The organism is Leptospira bourretii (genome assembly GCF_004770145.1).
Classification (GTDB): domain Bacteria; phylum Spirochaetota; class Leptospiria; order Leptospirales; family Leptospiraceae; genus Leptospira_A; species Leptospira_A bourretii.
This window is the reverse complement of the sequence record NZ_RQFW01000005.1, coordinates 55,135-77,823: the sequence shown is the minus strand read 5'-3', so window position 1 is coordinate 77,823 and position 22,689 is coordinate 55,135. Positions and strand designations below refer to the sequence as shown.

Here is a 22,689-nt window from a genome sequence, read left to right as displayed (position 1 = left end):
AACCCCGGCTTTTTTTATTTCATGAGTAAGGTGATAAATTCTTTATCCTTTGTAGTAAGAGAATTTGTTTCGTGAGTTAACAACTGCAATCGAAGTTTGTTGTATACATTCCAAATCTCAGCATGGTGATCGATCGATTCAGAAACCAAGGCTACTTTTGTGATAAACGAAAAGGCTTCTGTAAAATTACGAAATTCTTTTTCCATTTTTAAAAAAGGAATCCCATCTTTTGTATCTAGTTCCCATTCTTTGTAGGTATCTAAGAGACTTTCTATTTCCTTTTCAGAAAGATCCGTTGGTTTTTCTCTCATGGTTTCCCCTTCCGTTTATGAAAAACAATCAAATAAAGCCCAAGAAGGATCACTCCTCCTCCAACTAACTTTTGCAGGTCTAATGGTTCATTCATAAAGAAAATCCCAACAAACATTAAAAAAATTGGTTCAATTAGTAATGTTGCATTGAGTTTGCTAATCGGTAGATAATTATGCGCTTCAAAATAAAAAGCTCTACCTAAAAAATAACCTAATAACGAAAAAAAACCAAGCATAACAATGATTGGCAACTTGGGGATTAAAAAAGAACCAATGCTTAGCGAATATAAAAAGAAAAACACACATAACAAAAACAATCGCAAGTAAGCATACTCGAGGCCCAGAATCTCGGGAATGTATTTTTTGATCATATAACTTTGAATAGCAAATAAAAAAGCGCTAATTAAAATACAAAACGCAGATAAAAGATTGATCTGACCTTCTAAGGTGGATATCAAATAAATTCCAACCATCGCCAGTACAATTCCAAATACTTCGCGATCTTTAAAACGTTCTCCCAAAAACACAACACCCAAAATCACATTGTATAAAACCGTTGTTTTGATAAGGATTGCCGCAGGACCAAGATCGGTTTGTTTGAGTGCATAATAATACAACACAATCCCCATCGCATTGGAAAAGGTTCCAAGGAGTAAAACCAAACCGTCTCTTTGGATTGTGAGGATTACTTTTTTTCTTCGTTTAGAAGAACTCAGAAAAAAAGGTGTGACAGCTAAAAAAGCAAATCCCACTCCAAATAAGGCAGCCATTTCGGGAGTAAGATTGTATCTACGAAAAACTTCTTTAAAACCAATGACTTCGAATGCAAAGAATACTCCCGTTAAGAAGACAAAAAAATATCCTTTTTTTTCGTTACCAGTCAATGGGTTCTTTTCCTTGTGATTGTAAATACTCGTTTGTTTTGGAAAAATGTTTGTTTCCTAAAAAGCCTCTGTAAGCAGAGAGGGGAGATGGATGTGCCGATTTTAAAATTAAATGTTTGTTTGGCGGGATTAAAACTTCTTTTTTCTGCGCAAAGGATCCCCATAATAAGAATACAATATTGGATTTTTTCTCCGCAAGGATTTTGATCGCAGCGTCCGTAAATTCTTCCCAACCTTTATTTTGGTGAGATCCTGCCTTGTCTTTTTGTACAGTCAGAGTGGCATTCAGAAGAAGAACACCTTGGTTTGCCCAATGAGTTAAGTTTCCTGATTTTGGAATGGGTTTTTGTAAATCGTCTGCAATTTCTTTAAAGATATTTTGTAAGGATGGTGGGAAGGGAACTCCGTCGTTGACGGAAAAACAAAGTCCATGTGCTTGCCCGGGGCCATGGTAGGGATCTTGGCCAAGGATCACCACTTTCACTTTGTCGAAAGGACAAGAATCAAATGCATTGAAGATTAATTTTGCCGGCGGATATACTGTAGCAGATTTGTATTGATCTCTTACCCACTCGCGTAAGTTGGAAAAATAAGGTTTTTCAAATTCTTCTCTCAGGACTTCTTTCCAGCCCGACTCAATTTGTACGTCTTTCAATTTTCCCCTCCGAATGAAAGTATAATACTCGTAAGTCGATTCCTCCATGAGTGACATGAATCGTTTTTTTGGAAAAACTTCGAAGTTCCCTCATACAATCGCTCCATTTTTCTTCAGTAGGACAAAGGATAAACCCAATGAGTTTGGGATGATTTTTTGTGAGTTTTAAAAGTTCTTCTAATCGTTTTCCAATTTTGGAATACAATTTTTCTTCGGGTCCAGTTCGTTCGTGTTTGCGGAGTCCGTAAGGTGGATTCAAAGGTAAAAAGTAGTGAGAAAAATCTGAACTTCCCTCCGGTAAAACAGGAAAGGTTCTTAAAAAATCAGAAATACTATGATCCCAATGAGATACTTGGATTATTTTTCTCCAACGTTTGAACTCTTCTGACCAATAACTTTCTAAAGCTGGGTCTGTATCTTGGATGACAATGGGAGTGGATTCAAAAGGTTTTGTTGATAGTTGTTCTTTTAGTTTCCTTTTGAAATGTTCGAATGATTTTTCGGGAAACAAATTGAGTTTAAAAAATATAAAATCCCTTGGTAAAGAGAGAAGAGAAATGTTTTCTTCCTGTAACGCCCATTCGGTGGCAAAAGTCAATGTACCAGCAAACGGAATATACAAAGCACCAATCTCTTTTTTAGAAACTAGAAAGATTTCAATACATTGTTGGATTAGAATCTGGCTTAAGTCTTCTGGGACTGGGGCACTGGTTGGGAAATTAGCTTTGATACCTCGTTTGTATCCAGGTTCTCCCAATACAGAAAGTGAAACGGTAATTTCATCTTCGAAATAACTGATATGTAAATTTTCTTTAATCTCATAGAACCTTGTATTTACATCTGAAAACAATGGTTTAGCGATTGTAACTGCTTCTGTTAAGATTCGATCCCATTCTTCTTCCCTAACTTCGGAAGACCTATCCCAGTCTTTGGTGCGTCCAATCACAAGGCGAACATCTCTTAGAAAAAGACCATGAAACAGAAGGTAGGCGATTTGATGAGAGTTTGTGTTTTCTAGTTTTATTTTTTCAGAAAAAACGCGTATATTGGGTTCCGGTTGGTTGGGTAAGGGAACAGAATTTAAGATCTCTTTGATTTTTTCTCCAGACCAAGTGGCTGTTCCGGGTGGAAAATACACCTCCCAACTTAGGGCAGTTCCGGTTTGTGGTTTGCGGATTCTAAATTTCCAATTCATCTTTTCCTTGCTCAGGACCTTTCTTTCGAAACATTGTCTTCTATATGTCCAGGATTTTCACTCCAGAACTTTTTTTGGTGATTGCCGCCATTCTTTGGGGTGGAACCTTTGTGGTCATCAAACTTGCACTGGATTCAGTGCCACCCTTTCTATTTTTGGCTGTCCGGTTTTGGCTCGCAGGAATTGTTACTTTACTTCTGTATCGAAAGACTTTGTTTTCCAAAGCAAACCGCAGGTGGGATTATATATTTCCTGCCTTTTTGGTCGCTTGTTCGGCTTTATTGGGTTATGCCTTTCAAACCATTGGCCTTGTTTATACGACCGCCACGCAGTCTGGTTTTATGACTGGAGCCTATGTTGTCTTTGTTCCTTTGTTACAAATTGCCATTGAACGCCGGCTTCCATCACTTCGAACTTGGATTGCTGTTTTGATAGTCGTCGTAGGATTATTTTTGATTTCTCAAAATGGAAAATCCTATGAAGAAATTCTTAAATCTACTGGCTTTGGATTGGGTGATGGACTGACTCTTATTGGTGCTTTTTTCTTTGCGATTTACATCATACTCATTGATATTTTTAGTAAAAAAATTCCTGCCCAAATCTTAGTGTCCTTTGAGATTCTTTTGATTGCGATTGTATCCACTACTTTGTTCCCAGTGGAGTCTATTTTTTTGAACCAAACAATATCAGTGCAATTTGATTTAAAATTTTGGATTGGAATCATTTATACTTCTATTTTTGCTACGATTTTTACAACGCAGATCCAAACTAGATACCAGAAGGCGGTTCCTCCGGCAAGAGCAGGGTTACTCTATAGTTTGGAACCGGTGTTTTCTTTTTTTCTCGCCTATTTAGTGTTAGGAGAAAGGCTGGAGACAGTTGGTGCAATTGGTTCGGGCCTTACCCTTTTTGGAATTGTATTTTCCGAATTAGGTAAGTGGAATCAAAGAGAAGAATAACAAACCATAAGGTGTTATCGATATGGTTTGGTTTGTTTAAAACTTTCGTAAATGTATGCACTCCCAGAGTATTCCATCTTCGTTTAAATGATTTGGTGTTCTTTGAGGGCGTGGTAAAGAATTCCAATTGTAACTTTGAGAATGGACAAAACTGGGATTGCGAGTAACATTCCAAAGATCCCAAAAAAGTTCCCCCCGACAGCAATTCCAATCAGTATCGCAAGTGGATGGAGAGAAACCGCATTGGCAATCACTACCGGTTGTACGATCGCGTTGTCTACTAATTGTGCTACCACCACAACCGAAGCAATGGATCCAATCGATGGAGACATCTCAGGGAAAAGAATGGAAAATAAAATGGGGGGAACAGCTCCCACAAGAGGTCCTAAGTAAGGAATGGAATTGGCAACACCCAAAAACACTCCAAAGAGAATAAAAAACTTAACCCCAACAATATAAAAACCAATCGAAGCAACAATTGCCATAATTCCGCATTGGATGACTAAACTTTTTAGGTAACTGGTAATCTGTTGGTTCATTCGATAAAAAACCATTAAAAACATTTCGAAAAAACGATTGGGAATAAAACTAATCACTGTTTTATAAATTAGGTTTGCATCCAATAATAAAAAGAAACTGATAATGGGGATGATGATCATCCAACTAATAAACGTGGGAATCATCACAACAAGACTACGTAAAAATTCTTCTAAGTTGGAAGTAGCCATTTTAGCAACTTCTTCTGGATGGATGATCTTTTTCCATAACTCAGGGTTTTGTGAGACTACAGGAAGTTTATTAAAATCTAATAATTGAAAATTGGGATCATCCATTTTTACAGACCATTCGGAGACAATGGGTTGCGCCTTTTCAAAAAGATTTGGTAAATAAAAAGCCAAAAACCAATAAGCACCGGCGATTAAAAATGTGAATATAACGATAATTGTAATCGCTCTGTGAATTCCTCTCGATTCGAAGTAGTCCACAATTCCATGAAAGATGTAAAAATGGATTCCTGAAATTAAAAGTGGAATTGCTAAGAACTTTACTCCAACAACTCCAATCAATACAGTAAGTGCGATCAGGCCAAAAAACGCAGTCCGTAATATAAAAGAGGATATATTAAATTCTTTTAGATTCATTTTGTTTTATTTTTTTTGCTTTTGAAGTAAGCTGCTTCTAGTGTATCATTTGTTTTGCGGAGCCTGTCAGCGATGATCGATGCAAAACTCAATAGCAGATCGTTTCCTACTCTTGGTTTTGTTTCTAATAGTGTTTTTAGTTCAGGTTGAAAAAAACCAAGTAAAATAGAATCTACAAGTGCCACGGCAGTTGCAGATCTTGGGAAATCTTGGAATAGGGCGAGTTCTCCAAAAAAAGCACCTTTTTCAAGTTCGGCGAGCTTTAGAGTAACACCTTCTCTTTCAGAAAAAATTTCCACCTTCCCTTGTAAGATGAGATACACTCCTGTTCCTGCTTGGCCTTGGTAAAAAATAGTTTCACCTGCATAATACTTACGTTTGTGGATGAGCCTTGCCACTTCTCGTAATGTCCTGCGAGACATTCCTTCAAAGATTGCTGTTTCACGTAAAAAATGTGAAATCTCCGTAATCGGGTTTTCATCACGTTTGAGAATGGATTTCCAAAGGGGAAGTTGCATAGGGCCTCTTCTATATAAATCGGATAGACGGGGTCAAGAATTGATAAAACTTGATCCGTATGGGCCAAGCTTTTTACGTTGCGGGGACAGGGACAGATGTCGGAAAAACTTTTTTCTCCTGCCTCTTTATGGCAAAATACGCAGAAACCTATGGGTTTCGCTATTGGAAACCCATCCAAACTGGTACAGTCAGTGCCGGTGATACGGAATGGGTGCAGAAAACAACCAGTCTAACGGATTCCTATTTTCTAAAACCTGTGTATGAATTCCAAACACCCGCAAGTCCACATTATGCCTCCAAACAAGAAGGAAAAATTTTAGATCCCAAGTTCCTTCTAGCGGCACTTAGCAAAGAAAGAAAAAACAATACCCTTGTCGAAGGGGCAGGTGGGGTTTTTGTCCCTTGGACCGATGACTACTTAACCATCAGAGGAATTGGAGAAAGTAATCTTCCTGTTGTGGTGATAGGATCCACCGAACTTGGCACTATCAATCATACCTTACTCACTTTGGATGCGCTTACCAGTCGCTTTGTGGCGGTTCTTGGGTTTTATTTAGTGGGCCCAGAAAATTCCTTACAAACTGATAATGCAGATACCATACAAAGATTAGGTGGTGCACCTTGTTTGGGTGTTACCAATTTTCCAGATCAAAAGTTATCACCGACAGAATTTATTTCTTTTGCAAACCAAGAGTTTGATACCAATCGGAATGTCATTGATACTTTACTCAATCCAGACGATGAAATATAGTCCACTCCAAACTCATACATGGGTTCCTTTGACCATCCAAGAAGAAGGGGAATCTTTAATCGATATTGTAAAAGCTGAAGGGGAGTTCGTGACTGATTCCGAAGGGAACCAGTGGATTGATGCCATAGCCAGTTGGTGGACAATGATATTTGGTCATCGTCATCCTAAGTTGGTATCCGCACTTAAAACACAAATTGATGAATTAGACCATGTGATGCTTGCAGGTCATATCCATCCTGCGGCTGAAGCATTATCCAAATCTTTATTGGAACTAACTCATTTTGACTTTCACAAGGTCTTTTATTCAGATAACGGATCAAATGCGATAGAAATTGCTCTGAAACTCACAATCCAATACTATCGAAACCATCCTGATTTGAAACCAAGGTCAGAGTTTCTCGTGTTTTCCAATTCCTATCATGGAGATAGTATTGGAGCCATGAATGTTTCAGGAAAAAATTATTTTAACCGAATTTTTTCTGAACTTAGATTTCCCACAAAAGAATTTCCTGCTCCCAATTGTATGAATTGTCCTTGGGGAAAAAATGTGAGTAGTTGTGCGACCGAATGTTTAAACGATTTAGAACTGAGTATCAAACAAAACGAATATGCAGGAATTGTCATTGAACCGTTGGTATTTGGCGCCAATGGGATGTTATTTTATGATAAAAAAGTATTAATCAAATTAAGACAACTGGCAACACAAACCAATACTCTTCTTATTTTTGATGAAGTATTTACTGGAATGGGAAGGTTAGGTGAGTTTTTTGCTTACCAAGTGGCAGGAGTCAAACCCGATCTTTTGGTGATGGCAAAAGGTCTTACCGGGGGAATGTTGCCCCTCGGTGCCACCTTAGTTTCTGAATTCATTTATCAACAATTTTTGTCAAAAGATCCTTACCATGCATTTTTTCATGCACATACTATGACTGGAAATCCAATGGCGTGTAGCGTTGGTTATGCGTCAGTCAAACTTTTGCAGGAAGATGGTAAGGTCCTTGTCAAAAAACTCGAAAGTTCTTTGGAAAAACGAATAGAACCATTCCAAAAAAAATTAGGGAAACGAATCCAAAACGTTCGAGTGTTTGGTGGAATCTTTGCTTTTGAATACAAAGAAACCATAGCAGAGGATGAATATCTAAATCCCATTGGGAAAAAGATCCGTGAAAAAATGAGAGAATTTAGAGTTCTTTTACGCCCACTTGGTCGAACCATCTATATCACTCCACCCTATACCATTTCAGAGAAATCCCTGGATCATATTTTTTTAGCGATGGAAGAGACCCTTCTTAGTTTTACCGATTCAGATTGAGACTAAATATACGAAGAGATTTTCTTCGTTTACACAGGTTGGCGTCGCAAAGAATCTGTTCCCATGATTGCAGAAGTCCAAGAAAAAACAGTTTCCTCCTCACCTTCCTTAATTACGGAAGCGGAAGCCCTTGAAATCCTAGAAGGAAAAGCCCCTTTGCTTTCGGTTGTCGCTCGTGCCTCAGAAGAAAGAAATCGTTATTATACCAATCGTGTTCGCATTCATATATTAGATAATATCAAAAATGGTTATTGCCCTGAAGACTGCGGATACTGCGCACAAAGAAAGGGTGGAGATTCAGGAATCCAAGAGTATTCACTCAAGTCTCCGGAAGAAATTTGGGAAGATGCCAAACGTGCGAAAGACAATGGTGCTTACCGTTTTTGTATGGTGACTTCTGGACGTGGCCCCACTGACAATGCAGTGGATCGATTGGCAGAGACCATCTCCAAAATCAATGGCGAACTTGGAATGAAGGTTTGTTTATCTGCGGGAATTTTGGACGCAAAAAAAGCTAGGACTTTAAAAGACGCAGGCCTTGACCGCTACAACCATAATCTCAATACATCTGAATCTAAATACAACGAAATCTGTTCTACACATACCTTCAAAGACCGACTAACAACACTTGAGGCGGCAAGAGAAGCGGATATCGGACTTTGTTCTGGGATCATTGTGGGAATGGGAGAAGAACTAAAAGATCTAGTCCAAGTTGCCTTTGAACTCAAACGACTTGGTGTGATATCTATCCCTGTTAACTTTTTTATTCCTATCAAAGGACATGCGATCCAGAAGTCGTCACTCACTCCTGAATTTTGTATTCGTGTATTGTCTATGTTTCGATTGGTCAATCCAGATTCAGAAATTCGTATCGGTGCCGGAAGAGAAGGCCATTTAGGTTCTTTACAGTCAATGGCTCTTTTTGTAGCCAATTCATTGTTTGCTGAAGGATACTTAAATGTAAAAGGCAGTGAAATGGCCCAAACGATGAACTTGATTCGCGATTGTTCTATGGTTCCTGAATTTACAGAAGGAGTTCCAGAAGGATGGGATGAGTACGAGTCACAGTTCCTTTACGACGAGAAAAATTTTCCAGAACTCTATAAACATAAAAAGTAGTTTGCCTTTTTTACTTTTGGCGGTAGTATGCTCCTACTTTACCGCCTCTAGTGAGAAACATGCGAAAACCTTCTTTACCATTTCGAAAACAGATGAGTTATGCGATCGGCCAATTGGGTTGGTCCACTCTCATCAATATCATTGGTCTCCACCAAGTTTATTTTTATCTCCCACCCGCACCAAAACCAGGACAAGAATGTTTCCCCGACCTGATTGAAAAAATGGCATTCTGGGGACTGTCCACCATTGGTGTTGTGGCAGCTCTTGGTCGTTTGTGGGATGCATTTACTGATCCCATCATTGCCAATTCCTCAGACCGGTTTAGTTCCCGATTTGGACGCAGGATTCCTTTTCTATTTCTAGGAGGAGTGCCCGCAGCCGTCTTTTGTTGGCTGATTTTTGTTCCCCCACACAACTTTATCTCTTCCACCAACTTGGTTTGGATGACCGGTTGTATGCTTCTGTTTTATCTATTTTTAACAGTGTATGTCACACCTTTCTTTGCTCTCATTCCAGAATTGGGTCATACACCAGAAGAAAGATTGAATCTCTCTACTTATATTTCAGTCACGTATGCTTTGGGGATCATTGTGGCTTCAACAGAACCAATGATCGCAGGTGTTTTAAAATCCTCTTTTGTTTTTGATGGGGATAGTGCACTTCAAACCTTGGTATCTCGTCAGTATGCTTTGGGAATCCTTTGTACGTTTGCGGCAATCTGTATGTATTTTCCCGTATTTTCGATTCATGAAAAAACCTATTGTGAATCGGAGGCCTCCAGTGTTCCTTTTAAAGAGGCCATCCTCCTTACATTCAAAAATAAGAATTTTCTATACTTTGCTTTGTCGGATCTCTGTTATTTTTTAGCACTGACCATTCTTACCACAGGGATCTCTTATTATGTAACAGTCCTTCTAGAACTGGAACGTGAATTTGTCACACAACTACTCACTGTGATGTTACTGGTTTCATTTGCTTTTTATCCTGTGGTCAACTGGATCGCAAGAAGGATCGGAAAGAAAAAAACAGTACTATTTGGATTCTATATCTTTCTTTTACTCTTTCTTTCTATCTATTTTGTAGGGAAAAATTCATTACCATTATCACCGCATATTCAAGGTTATTTGATTGTTGCCATTGCAGCCGTTCCCATAGCGATTCTTGGAATCCTACCGAATGCCATCCTTGCTGATATCGCTGAACTTGATTCATTAAAAACAGGTTCAAAACGAGAGGGGCTTTTTTATGCGGGAAGAACATTCATGCAAAAGTTGGGTCAAACTTTAGCTGTACTTATTTTTAGTTCGGTGATCCTTTTGGGACTTGATCGAGAAACCAAAAAAACTGTTTCACCAAATGTAACGGGGATCCTTGCACCTTCTGTAGCGGATCCAAAATCAGAATTGAAAAAAAATCCAGAAGTTGAGGCAAAAATAAGTATGGAATCTACCATTTGTAAAGTCGAAGAAGTAGAAGCGGGAGGGGAGCTGGGTGTCCGTTTGACAGGTCCTCTTGCCTCTGCATTCTGTCTACTCGCCATCTTTCTCTTTGGAAAATACAAGGAAGATGAAACTTTAGAAGAGATTGCAAAGATACGTGGTAATTAAATCCTGGTTTTTGGAGCTATTCAGATGAGATATCGCATTGAGACAACCAAGTTAAAGAACGGGTATATCGAAGCCAAACTCATCGAGACAACCACAAATAACCCGATCGAATTTCGGATTTGTGATACGGAAGAATATGCGCAGGCCCAAATCAAAGATTGGCAAAAGCGCTTCCGAATGAATGAACCGCAAGAACAGGACTAAATTCTTCCTCCGATGGGGCATGGCTTTTGCCCTTGTTTTGAGTGTTACTGACTGTAAATCATCCTCAAAACGTGATTATTTCGAAACCAATTTCCAATGTTTTGCCGAGCCTGGGTGGCGAGACAACTCTAACTTTAAAAAGTACATTGAGAAGGCTTGGCTCCCCACACGGCTGTTATACGCAGAAGATAATTTAAAAATCAAAAAATCAGATATTGTTTTTACTGGCGATAGTTTGGTTCATTTGTTTTTACCAGACTTGATGGCCAAAGAATTTCCCGGTCAGTCCGTTACCAATCGTGGGATTGGTGGTGATATGACAGAAACTCTTCTTACTCGCATTGAAGAGGATGTCCTTGTACTTCGTCCAGAAACCATTGTCATTGAAATTGGTGGGAATGATTTTATCCAAGGCAAATGCCTTAGTCTCGTGCAAAACAATCTGCTCTCCATCATTCAGAAAATTCACGTTAGGAATCGGAATACAAAGATATTTTTGATGGCTGTACCGCCAACGCGAGTTAAGGAACTGAACCAAATTGTTCCTGTATTTAATTTGTTTTTAAACCAAGTTGCAAAAACCACTTCTAATGTGGAATATATCGAAGTTTGGGATAAAATGCGTAAAACCGATTCTCCCACGTTAAGTGAAGAATTCATTCGTCCCAATGGGGATAACCTTCATTTTAATGAAAAGGGATATGAACTCTGGGGTAAAAAACTAAGACCTTATTTAAAAAAGTAAAAATGAATTCACTACTTCTGATTTCTCGTTCCCCCATCTCTCCATCTATTCTTTCTGAATCTTTCGCTAGTCTCATGTTTGGCGATTCCTCCACCACTGCCAATGTAAGTGATTTGAATGTTTCTCACGCAGAACGTTTTGGATTGTACTGTGTGCGTATTTTACATAATACAACTCTGAATCGAGACCAAGTTTTAACAGTTCGAAAAAATTTAGCAAAATACCAAATTGATTTTTTATCCCTTGGTTCTTTGTTACCAAATCATAAAGAGTCTCTTTTTGTTTTTGATATGGATTCCACAGTGATCAAAGAAGAGGTCATTGACGAGTTGGCAAGAAAACACGGAGTGTATGAAGCCGTTGCCACTGTCACCAAACAAGCGATGGAAGGTGGAATGGGATTTGACGAAGCTTTACGATTGCGTGTCAAACACCTGGCAGGTCTTTCCAAAGAAAGTTTTCGGGAAGTGTATGATCTTTTGACACTAAATGATGGAATGGAAAAAGTATTTCAATTTGTTCCAACAAATGGATCAAAACTTGGAATCCTCAGTGGTGGGTTTACTCCCGTATTAAAACTATTTTCGGAAAAGTATCCTGTGGATTTTTATAGAGCCAATGGATTGGAAGAAGTCAACGGAAGTTTTACAGGTGAAATTTTTGGTGAGATCATCAACCGAGAAAAAAAAGAAATCTATCTAAAACAGTATGCAAAAGACCTTTCGATTCCTTTAGAACAGGTGGTTGCCGTAGGAGATGGGGCAAACGATGCCCTCATGCTTGGTGCCGCAGGAATTGGCATTGGAATTCATGCAAAATCTGGATTAAAAGATAAAATCACGAACTGGATCGACTTTACTGATCTATCGGCCTTAGTCTTTCTCTTTGAGAATTCTTTTTAATTCATCTAAAATAGACAACGCTTCCATCGGTGGAATTTGATTGGGATCGATTTGTTTTAATCTTTTTAAAACCTTTTCCTCGTTTGGTGACATGTTGGAAGTATTGTTGTCCATGAGGCCCGCAAACAAACTTGGTTCTTCGTTTTTGATTTTAATCTCTCGTTTTTTGGATTCAAGTCCCGAAAGGATTTCTTTGGCACGATCAGAAACGGTTTCGGGAATGCCTGCAAGTTTTGCTACATAGATTCCAAAGGATTGTTTTGATTTCCCTCGTTTGACTTTTTTAAGAAAAAGGATCTCTCCTTCTTTTTCAAATGTATCCAAATACAAATTAAAGATTCCATTTCCTTTTTCCAGTTCTGTTAATTCATGGTAGTGGGTCGCAAAAATGGTTTTTGGTTTGGGAAACTTGGCAGATAAAAATTCTAAAATGGCCCAAGCAATCGATAACCCATCATAGGTGGATGTTCCACGACCTACTTCATCAAATAGAATGAGGCTATTTTCAGAAAATTGGTTTAGGATGGTGGCTGTTTCTTTCATCTCTACAAAAAAAGTAGATTCACCCTTCGTTAGGTTGTCACCAGAACCAATCCGAGTGAAAATTCGATCTACCACGGCAAGGGATGCTTTTTTTGCGGGAACATAAGATCCCATTTGGAATAGGATTTGGTTAATGGCAATTTGGCGCATAAACGTAGATTTACCGGCCATATTGGGACCGGTTAACACGGCAATGGCGTTGTCGCTCGGATTGAGTTCTAGGCTATTGGGTACAAAACGTTCGCCAATTGGTAAAAAAGTTTCCACAACAGGATGGCGAGATTCGGAATAGTTTAAAATTCCATCGTTACGAATTTCGGGCCTGATCCATTGGTATTCTTCTTTGGTTTCTGTGAGCGAAAGGTGATAATCTAAAGAAGCCACTTCTGTGGAAAGAGTTAAAAATTCTTCATAAAGTGAAATACAGTGTGCGACTAATTCTTCGAATTTTTCCTTTTCAATCCTTTCGATGATTTCATCTGCTTGTAAGATGGCTCGTTCTAGTTCTTCTAATTCGGGAGAAGTGAATCTTTCTCCTGTAACCAGCGTTTGTTTTTTTAAAAAATGTTTGGGAACTTCTTTCGCTTGGGCTTTGGAGATTTCAATAAAGTAACCAAGGATTTTGTTGTAACGAATCTTAAGTGAGGAAATGTTGGAAGCTTTTTTTTCTTTCTCTTCTAATTCCAAAATCCAATCCTTTCCTTTTTCGCGAGCAAGGATGGCATCATCATATTCTTGATTGAATCCAGCTTTTAAAAAAGGAGAGTTGCCGAGAAATACAGGAAGTTCGCCATCAAAAAGGGTATCCATAAACAGTTTTGATAATGTATTTAGTTCTTTAGGTAGTTTGGAAAAATCATAACCAATCCCATCCAAAATGGATTTGATACTTGCTGTGGATTCTAAACTTTTTTCAATCCCACGAAAATCGCGAGGTAATGCTTTCCCTACTCGAAACCTTGTAAGAACTCGCTCCAAATCAATCAAATCACCTAACAAATCTTTTATTTTTTGTCTTTCTTTTTTGTTTGCAGAAAGAATGTCTATTTTATCCCAATGGGCTTTGATTTTGTTTTCATCTCTTGTCGGAAATAGAATCCTTTGTTTGAGATATCTTTTTCCAGTCGCTGTGATACAGCGATTGAGAACCCCAAACAAAGTATGGTTTTTATCATTTGGATTTTCAACGAGTTCTAAATGAGAAACGGTTTGTTCGTCCAGAACCAAATATTCGTTTTCATCAATTCGTCTAGGAGATTTAAAAACAAAGTTTTGTTTCCGATAGTTATACTGAAGATAGGCGTCGAGTACATGGACAACCGTGTCAATTCCTGCTCCTTTCTTTTTGGGAAGATAATCCGGTGGGATTTTAGAGAGAATGATTTTGGATTCTTTTGCTAAGGGGGGGACTTCTTCTGTATAAATGATTTCTTTAGGAGAGAATCGTTTGATAGTATCGTTAATTCTTTCTGTTTCATTTTCTGAAAAAAAGAAATACAAAAGTTCTGAAGTAGAAACGTCAGCAAATGCTAAGTAAACGGATGTTTTTTCCCGGTAATACAATGATAAATAATTGTTTTGGTATCCGCCGAGAAGGTTATCTTCCACCACAGTTCCCGGTGTGATGATACGAACCACTTCTCTCGACATGATTTTGGCTTTGGGATCGTCGGGTTTTGTTTGTTCACAAACAACTACTTTTTTCCCCGCAGCAATCAGCCTTGATATATAACTTTCCGTTGCATGATACGGGATCCCTGCCATCGGAATTTGGTTTTGGCGTTTGGTGAGGGTGATGTCTAAAATCTGTGCAGCAATTTTAGCATCTTCTAAAAACATTTCATAAAAATCACCCATACGAAAGAATACAATCCCATCCGGGTGTTGTTCCTTCACCTCCATGTACTGGCGCATGACAGGAGTGTTCAATGCTTCATAGTGTTCGGACATTTTGTACCAAGGTTATTATTTTATTTGGATCTTTTTTTCCGTCGGTTTCCACTCCACTGGCCACATCAATCCCATAAGGATGAACGGTTTCTAAAGCAGTTTTAACATTCTCTGGAGTGATCCCACCAGCGAGTAAAAAAGGTCGTTTTACGTATGTTACATATTCCCAAGGGAAAGTATGTCCGGTTCCACCACCCAAATTTTTTTGATAACTATCTAAAATTACTAAACTTGATTTTGGTTCCAGGTCTTCATCACTTGTGACCTTGGTTTGGATCCTGATGGTAGGTAATAACTTTTTAGTTTCTGTGAATTCATCCCAAATTTTCGGAGAAATCAACTGGTCTCCTCGGATGAGTTGGATGAGGTCCGGTTGGAAACGCTCTGTGAGTGTTTTGATTTCTGTAATTTCGTTTTCAAAAAACAAAAATACAAGTTTTGGGAATCCAGATTTTTTTCTTATCTTAAGAAGGGTTTCTGCTGTTTCGGCATTGATGGCACGAGGGGAACGTGGAGAAAAGTTGAGGCCAACAAAATCGACCTGGAGGTCCACACAAAGTTCTAATGTGGCCAGGTCTTTGATTCCACAGATTTTAATTTTGTATCTGGTTCCCATATGGGAACCAGATTGAATCAACTCAGATCAGAGGCAATCGATCCTTTGTACCCAAAGTGTAAAAATTTAAGGAAACTATCCTGATACACCAACATATCCTGTTTGGAAATTCCTTGGCGAACCATCTGCACAAAGATATTGAGAAAAAAGGAAAGGATGTTGCGGACAACAAACTCACTCACTTCCCCTTTGTAACTTGGATTTTTTTCTTTAAAATTGCTATACTGGTCAAAATTGATTTTGGTAAGACGGGTAAGAACCGTATCTGGAAATTCTTCTAGATGGGAACCTTGTGATTTTGTTAAGAGAAGGATAAAATCATCGCGATTTGCATCCACATAATCAAGAGCAATATGAAATCTCTCTTGCCACGCCTCATAACTGTCGTTAAATCTTTTTTCGAAATAATCTGGATGAGATACATAAGCAAAGGCTTTTTCCATTCCAGAAAGAACCGGCTGTAGTATCTCTGTTAGAAGGTGTTCTTTGTTTTCGAAGTAATTGTAGATATTACTCGTGGATACCTTTGCCTTTTTCGCAATGGTTCGCATACTAGCCTTCTCAAAACCGAGTTGGATGAATTCCTCTCGAGCCGCTTGTAAGATTTCTTTTCGTGTATGTTCTTTTGGAGTTTGCATGGTCCTGAACGATGTTTCCTAAAAGAACAATGTCGTTCAGGATTCATTTGTAAAGTTTAATTTTACATGTTTGTTGTATTTTGTATTAATTTTGCCACAATTCCATAGAGACGAAAACTTCCTAACACCAATACCGGAAATCTGCCTTGGAATAGGGGACGCAGGTCTTCTTCGGCTTGTACTTTCGTGGTGATGGATGTTAGGCCTTGGGGAAGTTCTGGGAAGGCCCCAAATCCGCTTCCTTCCCAAAGAATGAGGGAATGGAGGGGGAGGCCCACCAGTTGAGACAAAATCCCTTCTCGGTCCTTGTCGGGAAGGCTTCCCAGTAGCAGGGAGAAGGAGGGATGTGTTTTGGCAAACTCACGTGTGGTCGTAGCAATGGCGTCTGGGTTGTGGGCCGGATCAAAAACAATTTCGGGAGAGTTTTGTAACACTTCCATGCGACCACGAGGTTTTTTTACTGAGGCAAAGGAAATGGAGCTGAGCTTTGTTGTCTCGTTTGGAATCAAATGGATTAGGGCCGCTTGGGAAAATAGAAAGTTAGTTTCTAAATAGGTAGGTTTTTTTTCGAGAGGGAGGACCTGCGTTTTCGTTTTTCCTTTGGGAAAATTTTGAATGAGGGTTCGTAAGGAATCATCTTCGGGATCCATCGCTATCAGGTTTCGACAAACATCAGTTAGGATTCCTAGTTTTTCCAAACAAATTTTTTCTTTGGTAGCTCCTAAAATTTCGGAATGATCCAAACCAATTTTTGTAAGTATAACATGGTCGGCATACACAAGTTTTGTAGAATCAAGTCTTCCTCCAAGCCCTGCTTCCCAAATTTCGAAATCTGTATTTTCTTTCGCAAAATAGAGATAAGTAAAAACGGTTAGAAATTCAAAATAAGAAAGTGACTGATACCTTTCTAAGTCGGGAAGGATAGTGTTCTTAAAAAAAGATTCCACATCCTCTTCTTTGGGAACTTCTGGTTTTCCACCTAAAAAAATTTGAAAACGTTCTAGCGGTGTCAAAAGATGGGGAGAAGTATAAAGTCCTGTTTTGTATCCAAGAATGGACAAAAGGGAAGCAAGGTAATGAGAGGTAGAACCTTTTCCATTGGTACCGACAACACTGATGCGGATCGGCTTTTGTATTTTATGTTTTGTTTTTAAAAATAAAAAGAGATCAGAAAGTCCATCCAAAGAATAGTTTTTGAAGACATTGAAGTTCCTTGTTTTTTCAATGTTTTGCAAACTATATAAAAAATCAAAAAACAACATATGGAATTCTTTTGTTAACCTTCTGTGAACCTAGTATAGAACTATTTACGATTTTTCAATTGTTTGAAAAGTAGGGACTCCACCTTCCCAATCCATTTCTGTTTTGTTTTGATATTTGTAAATAGTTCAAATTGTCGAATCCCTTGGTAGAGTAACATATGGTATCCAGGAATGATCTCTGCTTTTTTTTTCTTTGCCTGTTTTACTAAATCGGTCTCTAAAGGATTGTAAACAATGTCGAATAACGTATGTTTTTTGGTAAAAAAGTCGGAATTTAGAATTGGTTCCCCACCAAATCCTTTCATACCAACCGGAGTTGTATGGATGACGAGGTCATAGTTTTCCGCTTCTTCCATAGACTTTTCTTTGGTCGTAACACCAAGCCATTCCGGATTTCCTAAAGAATTGAGAATCTCATTCGTTGCCACTTCGTTTCGTGCAAGGATTTTGACCTTTCTTTGGATCTTTCCCTGCTTCGCATTGTTTTGGAGAAATTCTGCGATGGAAAATATAATTCCTTTGGCACTTCCCCCACTCCCGAGAACTAAAATTTGTTTTTCTAGATTCGGATCTAAAAGATCGGGATTGGCTTGGAGGATGGATCTGACGGCACCAGTCCCATCTGTGTTCACAGCTTCGATTCCCTCACGGAAGAGTAGGGTGTTGGAAGAACCCATCGTTTGGGATGCTTTACAAACAATGTTCGCTTGTGAATAAGCCCATTCCTTAAACGGTATGGTAACGGAAACTCCCCGGACACCTAAGTCGATTAAGGGAAGAAGTCCAATCTCGTTCCATCGCTCGTTTTCAAAAACCAAATACACTCCATCATATCCAGAAAGTTGGAAGAGAGTGTTATGAATCCAAGGGGAAAGGGTATGACCCAAGGGATATCCCAAGATCCCAAATAGTTCAGTGTGTTTTGAATACAAGGAAAACCTCTTTTTTTATCTTATGGACTAAACTATGGCTTACCGAAAATAGGTAATAGACAGGTACAAGATCAATGATTTCATTACCGCTTGCCGCACCATCAGAACCGTGGACCATTCTAGTAGATATTTTATTCTTTTTTCTCGCATCCGCAGCCTGTGCCTATTATTTTTATTATTATAAACGTAAAGACTTACTCGGAAAATTTTGGGGATCTACATTTGTTGCAGGGATTGGTGCATTAATCGTTTTTGCAACCTTCCAAACTTATATCCGCGATATCATCATGTGGCTCATGTCACCCAAAATTGGATCCACTCAATTATCCAACGTGAATTTGGTTGCCATCTTTCTTGGTGGATTTACTGCTCTTTACATCATGAACCGAATCAACCATAACAAAGAAAGAAGAGATTGAATTCGATTTTTCATATAACTTTAAATACTTAAGAAAATTATAATAAAATCCTAGTAGGGCGAGAACAAATCCTTGTTTCCCATCTAGGATTCCCAACCGAATCCAATACATATAAAAACCTTTAAAACACGCTTTTAAAAAAGCCCAAAAAATAGAACTCGTTTTTCCCTTTCTAAATTCTTCTTCCGCAAACAAACTAGAGTAACGATCAATGAATTGCAGGTGATCGGATATGTTTTTATAAGAATAATGATATAGTGGGTTCTTTAGTTTGATTGGTTTTCCTGAAAGTTTAACTCTTTCGTGCACCAAACCACCGCTAAACTCTCCGGCAGTTTTTTTAAACAACCGAATTTGGTAGTTAGGATAGTATCCACCAAAACGAATCCACTTTCCTAAATAATAAGTCAAACGAGGGATGAGATAACCAACGGATTCTAACTTGTTTTCCTTAAATAATTCTATGATTTCTGATTTTAAACCATCGGATACCACTTCATCGGCATCAATGGCAAACACCCAATCAAACTTAGTTTTTTCAATGGCGAAGTTTTTTTGGTCTGCATAGTTGTCGAACTTACGATAAAAAACGCGAGCCCCGTGGGATTTTGCTAGTTCAACAGTTTTGTCTGTAGATCCAGAATCAATGACAACGATATCTTCAATAAAGGAAAGGGCAGCGAGAGTGCGAGAGATGTTATCCTCTTCGTTGAGGGTAATGATGGCACAGGATAAAGGAAGAGGCATAAATTAAATTTGGTTGGGGTCGCGGACAGAGATGAATTTATCAGAGAGAGGAATTTCCAAACGAGCAATGGTGGAATCTTCCCCGATGATGATACGAAAGAAATTGGGGTCGATACCTTCCCCTTTTAACATGATGAGGATGAGGGCAAGCCCAAGACCGGCACCTTCTGTGGTGTCAGCATTGTCCATGTAGAACTGAGCGATGTCATCATATACCATTCCTTTTTCCAATCGTTCACGGATGGCTTTTTCTTCTTCTTTGGCAATGGGAGTGTTGTTGATGACCTCGATGGTGATTCCATCGTCATTGAATTTAAAATTAATTAAGCAGTAGTATCCTTTCTTTTTGGCTTTCATTCCAAATTCGTTGGACATCTCTTCGGAAAACATTTCTCGGTATTCTCTCACCCCCCGGGCGTACTCAGAAGGGTTTAACATACTGTATCCACGTTCCTCAAAAAAGACACGTTTTTGGTTGGCTTTGCAGGCATTGATGGCCAATTCTTTGATGATGGTGTATAGAGTTGGGACAAGAGTCGGGTAAGTGAGGCGATCCAGAATCAGACCTACGGCCTCCTTAATGTGTTCCTCAACGGATTTGGAAACCCGGTGCGTCTTTAGCGAGAGAATTTTCCCATTTTCGATGTGTAATTTGATGTGATCAGAAATCTCGCTTGTTTCCTTTCCCATACCCGAAATCTTTTCCATTCAAGTCCTTACTGTCAAGGTAACTACGACCGTTAGCATGAAAAACCGCAGGCTCTTATCCCTCACCTTATTTCTATCGGCTTTTGCCCCTACCATTCTTTTGTCTCAAAATTTGAAAATGAAATCTGTCCGGATCTGGGACAGTGAAAAATCCAATTTTAGCGGGTTTCTCGACCTGGAAGTTGTCCAAGGCAAAATCATCTCGATCAAGGAAGGAACCGTAGTTCCTCATCCCAAATACTTACTACCAGGATTTTGTGATGCATCTGTCACAATTGGTTCGAATGGACGAGGGGGAAAAACAAGCCGTGATGAACTTTCCACTTATCTTTTGGGATATTTGGCAGCCGGATTCAGCCATATTGAATCTGTAGGTGACCCAACACTGATACCCTTACAAAACGAAATCGCTAAATCCAAATGGTTTTCTCCCATTCTCACACAATCACAAAAGCCCGCTCTTTATGAAGAATTATCAGCAGGCGAAGGTGGTCTTTACACATCGGGACTGGTTCTTTCTTTTGATTCCAAACGAAACCGGCACCTCCCGATCTTTCTCAAAGAAGCAGAAAATCGGGGATTTTCTCAAACTGAACTTTTTGCGAAACGCAGGGAAGGAGAGGAGAAAGGTTATCTTCCCGTTGCTTATACCTTCGCTGACAAAACCAGTTGGGAAGATGCATTGGATACTGGTTATGCAGTCATTTTTCATCCCATGCCCGAAGGAACAAATTTATACCGAGCTCAGAAACGGGATTTCCTTTGGGCACCAATGTTATCTGTTTTGTATCTCCAAAGCCTTCGGGCAAACCCAGAACAATGGAAGGCTGAGGTTTCTCTTTGGTCCGATCTCCATTCTGTTTTTGGCTCTCGGTGGAAAGATTCACTTGCTGTGAATGCGGAAGAAGAAGAGGGAACGGTTTTCCGTGCCAATTCCTTTTCAGAATACCAGGCCACATTCCAAACAGAAGCCGAGATCAAACGAAATCTTCTTTTTGCAAGTGGGGCTGGCCATTGGGGGCTTTTCCCCGGCCAGGCGGCCATTGTGGAGATTCGCCTTTGGGAGTCACTTCTCACCAAACCAAAAGAAAGAAAGTTGGACCCTGTGGCAAACCGACCTGGGTTTTGGGCCTCCGTATTTGGTTCTTTTTCGCAAAACCTTGTCCCAACAAATGCTGATCCGGACTCCTTGCCCCAGATTCGTCGCGAGATCATCCAAACCCTCACTTGGAAAACCTGTTCCTATCTCGGAGCTGACCATGGCGGACGGATCCGCATAGGTGGCCCGGCCCATTTCTCCGTTCATAACGAAAATCCTTTGAAACGCACTTCCGGAATATTTCCAATTGAATCCATGGTATTAGGAGGAAAATTGGTTTATACCCCAAAACCCACCAAGGAAGGAACCGCAAAATGAAAGGCCCATCCTCAGAATTTGAACGTTTATTAGAAGAAAGTTTTAAAAAAAGACAATCCATCGAACCTGGTTCTCGTCATGAAGCTAAGGTAACAGCTGTTAAGAATGATTATGTGTTCATTCGAACATTAGAAAATAAAATCTTAGGAAATATCTCCACAGAAGAATGGCGAGATGAAGTTTTGCCTAAGGTTTCTGATTCACTCGTAGTTTATTTTTTGAAAGAAAACTCGGGAGATTTTTATTTTACTACCTGTTTATCTGGAGACAACCTAACAGAAGAACATATGGAGATGGCAGCACAGTATGAAATCCCTGTTCTTGGACAAATGCTTGTGGAAGCAAACGGAGGATGGGAAGTCAAACTCGGTAGCCATTCTGCCTTTGTTCCGTTTAGCCAATTGGATGTTTCTGTAAAAGGAAAAAATATCGCGGGCAAACGAATCAAATTTGTGATCTCTGAGATAGGGAAAAAACAAAACAAAATTGTTCTGTCTCAGAAAAAAATTGCTGATAAAGAAAGAGAAACCAAGAAGCAACTGTTACGTGATGAGTTGAAAGTTGGAATGTTTGTATCCTGCACAGTGAAAAGTATTCATAAATTCGGACTCATTGTGGATATGGACGGGTTTGATGCTTTGGTCCCACAATCGGAAGCCACTTACAAAAAAAATGCCGATCTTACAACTGAATTTCGAGTAGGGGAAACTTTACGTGCAAAAATTCTGACTTTAGATTGGGCCTCGAATAAAATTTCACTTAGCGTAAAAGACTTTTTAAGTGATCCTTGGTCTGGAAAACTTCCTTTTAAAGAATCAGATATTGTGACAGGAACTTTGGAATCGATCAAACCGTTCGGTCTCTTTGTACGGTTAGGTGATGATTTTTCGGGTCTTGTTCCCAACAAAGAAACAGGAGTTCCTTCTCGCACTCCACTGAATACCGTATTCAATCCTGGTCAAAAATTGGAAGTGTTTGTTTTGGAGATCAATCCTGAAAAAAGGCAAATTGCATTGTCGATTTCAAAAGCGGCAGAGGCAAAAGACCGGATGGAATACCAAGAGTATATGTCCAAAGAGGAGAATCCGGGGACAGTTTCTAGTTTTGGACTTGCTTTGCAAAAATCTTTGGAAAAAAAGAACAAAAAGTAAT

General features: G+C 39.2%; 24 protein-coding genes. 11 read left to right on the top strand and 13 right to left on the bottom strand.

From position 1 onward, the window contains the following. Positions 1-14 precede the first annotated feature (14 nt). Genes EHQ47_RS01950 through EHQ47_RS01935 form a run of 4 tightly spaced genes read right to left on the bottom strand, consistent with a single transcriptional unit; the run spans position 15 to position 3,045 of the window. A complete protein-coding gene (locus EHQ47_RS01950; protein WP_135776454.1) occupies positions 15-311 on the bottom strand; it encodes a 4a-hydroxytetrahydrobiopterin dehydratase in 297 nt (98 codons plus the stop codon). Next, complete coding sequence (locus EHQ47_RS01945; RefSeq protein WP_135776453.1) at positions 308-1,195, bottom strand: DMT family transporter; 888 nt, start codon at positions 1,193-1,195, stop codon at positions 308-310. The genes EHQ47_RS01950 and EHQ47_RS01945 overlap by 4 nt, the downstream gene beginning before the upstream one ends. Next, complete coding sequence (gene ung, locus EHQ47_RS01940; protein ID WP_135749234.1) at positions 1,185-1,850, bottom strand: uracil-DNA glycosylase; 666 nt, start codon at positions 1,848-1,850, stop codon at positions 1,185-1,187. Before ung ends, EHQ47_RS01945 begins: the two co-directional genes overlap by 11 nt. Further along, positions 1,831-3,045, bottom strand: a complete 1,215-nt coding sequence (locus tag EHQ47_RS01935) for a hypothetical protein (protein ID WP_135776452.1) — start codon at positions 3,043-3,045, stop codon at positions 1,831-1,833. The genes ung and EHQ47_RS01935 overlap by 20 nt, the downstream gene beginning before the upstream one ends. Positions 3,046-3,089: 44 nt before the next feature. Here EHQ47_RS01935 and EHQ47_RS01930 point away from each other — a divergent pair, with 44 nt between their 5' ends. Continuing rightward, on the top strand, positions 3,090-4,004 hold the full coding sequence (locus EHQ47_RS01930; RefSeq protein WP_135749232.1) for a DMT family transporter: 915 nt from the start codon (positions 3,090-3,092) through the stop codon (positions 4,002-4,004). An 83-nt stretch (positions 4,005-4,087) separates the two neighbouring features. Here EHQ47_RS01930 and EHQ47_RS01925 read toward each other — a convergent pair whose 3' ends face one another. Further along, positions 4,088-5,146 carry an AI-2E family transporter gene (locus EHQ47_RS01925; RefSeq protein WP_135749231.1) on the bottom strand — a complete coding sequence of 353 codons (1,059 nt, stop codon included), beginning with the start codon at positions 5,144-5,146 and terminating at the stop codon, positions 4,088-4,090. Beyond that, positions 5,143-5,664 carry a cyclic nucleotide-binding domain-containing protein gene (locus tag EHQ47_RS01920; protein WP_002975024.1) on the bottom strand — a complete coding sequence of 174 codons (522 nt, stop codon included), beginning with the start codon at positions 5,662-5,664 and terminating at the stop codon, positions 5,143-5,145. Before EHQ47_RS01920 ends, EHQ47_RS01925 begins: the two co-directional genes overlap by 4 nt. Before the next feature lie 59 nt (positions 5,665-5,723). Here EHQ47_RS01920 and bioD point away from each other — a divergent pair, with 59 nt between their 5' ends. The 7 genes from bioD to serB all read left to right on the top strand — a co-directional run bounded on the left by bioD (position 5,724) and on the right by serB (position 12,305). Beyond that, the gene (bioD, locus tag EHQ47_RS01915) at positions 5,724-6,416 is read left to right on the top strand and encodes a dethiobiotin synthase (RefSeq protein ID WP_135776451.1); all 693 of its coding nucleotides are present in this window, start codon (positions 5,724-5,726) and stop codon (positions 6,414-6,416) included. Continuing rightward, entirely contained in the window at positions 6,406-7,728 is a 1,323-nt protein-coding gene (bioA, locus tag EHQ47_RS01910; protein WP_135776450.1) for an adenosylmethionine--8-amino-7-oxononanoate transaminase, read from the top strand. The genes bioD and bioA overlap by 11 nt, the downstream gene beginning before the upstream one ends. Before the next feature lie 63 nt (positions 7,729-7,791). Then, a complete protein-coding gene (gene bioB, locus EHQ47_RS01905; protein WP_135749228.1) occupies positions 7,792-8,847 on the top strand; it encodes a biotin synthase BioB in 1,056 nt (351 codons plus the stop codon). Positions 8,848-8,939: 92 nt separating this feature from the next. Beyond that, positions 8,940-10,454, top strand: a complete 1,515-nt coding sequence (locus EHQ47_RS01900) for an MFS transporter (RefSeq protein WP_135776667.1) — start codon at positions 8,940-8,942, stop codon at positions 10,452-10,454. A 24-nt stretch (positions 10,455-10,478) separates the two neighbouring features. After that, complete coding sequence (locus EHQ47_RS01895) at positions 10,479-10,658, top strand: hypothetical protein (RefSeq protein ID WP_002975048.1); 180 nt, start codon at positions 10,479-10,481, stop codon at positions 10,656-10,658. A gap of 19 nt (positions 10,659-10,677) precedes the next feature. Further along, entirely contained in the window at positions 10,678-11,403 is a 726-nt protein-coding gene (locus EHQ47_RS01890; protein ID WP_135776449.1) for an SGNH/GDSL hydrolase family protein, read from the top strand. Positions 11,404-11,405: 2 nt separating this feature from the next. Further along, the gene (gene serB / locus EHQ47_RS01885) at positions 11,406-12,305 is read left to right on the top strand and encodes a phosphoserine phosphatase SerB (protein WP_135776448.1); all 900 of its coding nucleotides are present in this window, start codon (positions 11,406-11,408) and stop codon (positions 12,303-12,305) included. On the opposite strand, the gene mutS is transcribed toward serB, so the two are convergent. The 5 genes from mutS to EHQ47_RS01860 form a co-directional block, all read right to left on the bottom strand. Then, positions 12,276-14,798, bottom strand: coding sequence for a DNA mismatch repair protein MutS (mutS, locus tag EHQ47_RS01880; protein WP_135749225.1), 2,523 nt, complete (start codon positions 14,796-14,798; stop codon positions 12,276-12,278). The genes serB and mutS overlap by 30 nt on opposite strands. Continuing rightward, entirely contained in the window at positions 14,782-15,414 is a 633-nt protein-coding gene (locus tag EHQ47_RS01875; RefSeq protein WP_135776447.1) for a phosphoribosylanthranilate isomerase, read from the bottom strand. Before EHQ47_RS01875 ends, mutS begins: the two co-directional genes overlap by 17 nt. Before the next feature lie 17 nt (positions 15,415-15,431). After that, positions 15,432-16,052 carry a TetR/AcrR family transcriptional regulator gene (locus EHQ47_RS01870; protein ID WP_004787555.1) on the bottom strand — a complete coding sequence of 207 codons (621 nt, stop codon included), beginning with the start codon at positions 16,050-16,052 and terminating at the stop codon, positions 15,432-15,434. A gap of 62 nt (positions 16,053-16,114) precedes the next feature. Then, the gene (locus EHQ47_RS01865) at positions 16,115-17,314 is read right to left on the bottom strand and encodes a Mur ligase family protein (RefSeq protein ID WP_135776446.1); all 1,200 of its coding nucleotides are present in this window, start codon (positions 17,312-17,314) and stop codon (positions 16,115-16,117) included. Positions 17,315-17,355: 41 nt separating this feature from the next. Beyond that, entirely contained in the window at positions 17,356-18,246 is an 891-nt protein-coding gene (locus tag EHQ47_RS01860) for a shikimate dehydrogenase family protein (RefSeq protein ID WP_135776445.1), read from the bottom strand. A gap of 74 nt (positions 18,247-18,320) precedes the next feature. Here EHQ47_RS01860 and EHQ47_RS01855 point away from each other — a divergent pair, with 74 nt between their 5' ends. After that, a complete protein-coding gene (locus EHQ47_RS01855) occupies positions 18,321-18,665 on the top strand; it encodes a hypothetical protein (RefSeq protein ID WP_040917277.1) in 345 nt (114 codons plus the stop codon). Here the strand turns inward: EHQ47_RS01855 and EHQ47_RS01850 are convergent. Together EHQ47_RS01850 and EHQ47_RS01845 are read right to left on the bottom strand one after the other, a co-directional pair. Further along, complete coding sequence (locus EHQ47_RS01850; RefSeq protein WP_135749957.1) at positions 18,570-19,412, bottom strand: glycosyltransferase family 2 protein; 843 nt, start codon at positions 19,410-19,412, stop codon at positions 18,570-18,572. The two genes, EHQ47_RS01855 and EHQ47_RS01850, sit on opposite strands and share 96 nt — an antisense overlap. A 3-nt stretch (positions 19,413-19,415) precedes the next feature. Beyond that, the gene (locus EHQ47_RS01845; RefSeq protein ID WP_004785405.1) at positions 19,416-20,120 is read right to left on the bottom strand and encodes a hypothetical protein; all 705 of its coding nucleotides are present in this window, start codon (positions 20,118-20,120) and stop codon (positions 19,416-19,418) included. A 37-nt stretch (positions 20,121-20,157) separates the two neighbouring features. On the opposite strand from EHQ47_RS01845, the gene EHQ47_RS01840 reads away from it, so the two are divergent. Together EHQ47_RS01840 and EHQ47_RS01835 are read left to right on the top strand one after the other, a co-directional pair. Next, positions 20,158-21,537 (top strand): hypothetical protein, encoded by a 1,380-nt coding sequence (locus EHQ47_RS01840; RefSeq protein WP_135776444.1) that lies wholly within the window; start codon positions 20,158-20,160, stop codon positions 21,535-21,537. Then, a complete protein-coding gene (locus tag EHQ47_RS01835; RefSeq protein ID WP_135776443.1) occupies positions 21,534-22,688 on the top strand; it encodes a S1 RNA-binding domain-containing protein in 1,155 nt (384 codons plus the stop codon). The genes EHQ47_RS01840 and EHQ47_RS01835 overlap by 4 nt, the downstream gene beginning before the upstream one ends. Position 22,689: the final 1 nt, after the last annotated feature.

Coding starts and splice junctions, on each gene's coding strand:
- EHQ47_RS01865 (WP_135776446.1), bottom strand. CDS start 17,314: ATGTTGTTTTTTGATTTTTTATATAGTTTGCAAAACATTGAAAAAACA.
- EHQ47_RS01935 (WP_135776452.1), bottom strand. CDS start 3,045: ATGAATTGGAAATTTAGAATCCGCAAACCACAAACCGGAACTGCCCTA.
- EHQ47_RS01890 (WP_135776449.1), top strand. CDS start 10,678: ATGGCTTTTGCCCTTGTTTTGAGTGTTACTGACTGTAAATCATCCTCA.
- EHQ47_RS01930 (WP_135749232.1), top strand. CDS start 3,090: ATGTCCAGGATTTTCACTCCAGAACTTTTTTTGGTGATTGCCGCCATT.
- EHQ47_RS01845 (WP_004785405.1), bottom strand. CDS start 20,120: ATGGAAAAGATTTCGGGTATGGGAAAGGAAACAAGCGAGATTTCTGAT.
- EHQ47_RS01875 (WP_135776447.1), bottom strand. CDS start 15,414: ATGGGAACCAGATACAAAATTAAAATCTGTGGAATCAAAGACCTGGCC.
- EHQ47_RS01835 (WP_135776443.1), top strand. CDS start 21,534: ATGAAAGGCCCATCCTCAGAATTTGAACGTTTATTAGAAGAAAGTTTT.
- EHQ47_RS01855 (WP_040917277.1), top strand. CDS start 18,321: ATGATTTCATTACCGCTTGCCGCACCATCAGAACCGTGGACCATTCTA.
- EHQ47_RS01895 (WP_002975048.1), top strand. CDS start 10,479: ATGAGATATCGCATTGAGACAACCAAGTTAAAGAACGGGTATATCGAA.
- mutS (WP_135749225.1), bottom strand. CDS start 14,798: ATGTCCGAACACTATGAAGCATTGAACACTCCTGTCATGCGCCAGTAC.
- EHQ47_RS01950 (WP_135776454.1), bottom strand. CDS start 311: ATGAGAGAAAAACCAACGGATCTTTCTGAAAAGGAAATAGAAAGTCTC.
- EHQ47_RS01840 (WP_135776444.1), top strand. CDS start 20,158: ATGAAAAACCGCAGGCTCTTATCCCTCACCTTATTTCTATCGGCTTTT.
- bioD (WP_135776451.1), top strand. CDS start 5,724: ATGGGCCAAGCTTTTTACGTTGCGGGGACAGGGACAGATGTCGGAAAA.
- serB (WP_135776448.1), top strand. CDS start 11,406: ATGAATTCACTACTTCTGATTTCTCGTTCCCCCATCTCTCCATCTATT.
- EHQ47_RS01900 (WP_135776667.1), top strand. CDS start 8,940: ATGAGTTATGCGATCGGCCAATTGGGTTGGTCCACTCTCATCAATATC.
- bioA (WP_135776450.1), top strand. CDS start 6,406: ATGAAATATAGTCCACTCCAAACTCATACATGGGTTCCTTTGACCATC.
- bioB (WP_135749228.1), top strand. CDS start 7,792: ATGATTGCAGAAGTCCAAGAAAAAACAGTTTCCTCCTCACCTTCCTTA.
- EHQ47_RS01920 (WP_002975024.1), bottom strand. CDS start 5,664: ATGCAACTTCCCCTTTGGAAATCCATTCTCAAACGTGATGAAAACCCG.
- EHQ47_RS01850 (WP_135749957.1), bottom strand. CDS start 19,412: ATGCCTCTTCCTTTATCCTGTGCCATCATTACCCTCAACGAAGAGGAT.
- EHQ47_RS01870 (WP_004787555.1), bottom strand. CDS start 16,052: ATGCAAACTCCAAAAGAACATACACGAAAAGAAATCTTACAAGCGGCT.
- EHQ47_RS01925 (WP_135749231.1), bottom strand. CDS start 5,146: ATGAATCTAAAAGAATTTAATATATCCTCTTTTATATTACGGACTGCG.